Raw genomic sequence first — 718 nt, forward strand, 5'->3', positions numbered from 1 at the left:
GTCTTCGGCACAAGTGGGCGAGCGGTTAATCCTGAACCTGCCGTCGGGCAAAGCCGAGGGGCGCACTATTCAGGCGGTGAAGGGAACGGTGATCACGGTTACCACCGGCTATTCAGAAATCCCCGCCCCTGAAAACATCTGGGCAATTGATGCGGCTGACCTTGCTCTCCAGCTATTCCGGGTGACCGGCATCAAAGAGGGCGAGGACGGGGTATCCTTTGAAATCACCGCCGTTGAGCACAACCCGGATAAATACACCCACATTGACACCGGCACGCGCCTTGATGAGCGGCCCATTTCCGTGATCCCGCCGGGTGTGCAGCCCCCACCGAAGAACGTCACACTCAGTAGCTCTTCAGTGGTCAATCAGGGGATTGCGGTCACGACCTTGCGTGTGACATGGGAGGCGGCAGAAAGTGCGATTGCGTATGAAGCCGAATGGCGACGGGATAACGGCAACTGGATATCTGCACCCCGAACCTCTACACAGGGCTTTGAAATCCCCAATATTTACGCAGGACGCTATCAGGCACGGGTCAGGGCCATTAATGCCGCTGAGATATCTAGTCTCTGGGCAAACGCCCCGGAAACTCACCTGAAGGGAAAAGAGGGCAACCCTCCGGCACCGTTGGGCTTCAAGGCCACGCCGATTATCTTCGGTATCCAGCTTGACTGGGGTTTTGCACCTCAGACCGATGACACGCTGAAAACTGAGATT

The 718-nt window shown here is 56.8% G+C and carries 1 pseudogene; it reads left to right on the plus strand.

The window, feature by feature from the left end:
* Positions 1-718 (plus strand): annotated as a pseudogene (locus tag Xhom_RS25200) (host specificity protein J); the annotation flags it as partial.

It is taken from the genome of Xenorhabdus hominickii, from assembly GCF_002632725.1.
Lineage (GTDB): Bacteria > Pseudomonadota > Gammaproteobacteria > Enterobacterales > Enterobacteriaceae > Xenorhabdus > Xenorhabdus hominickii.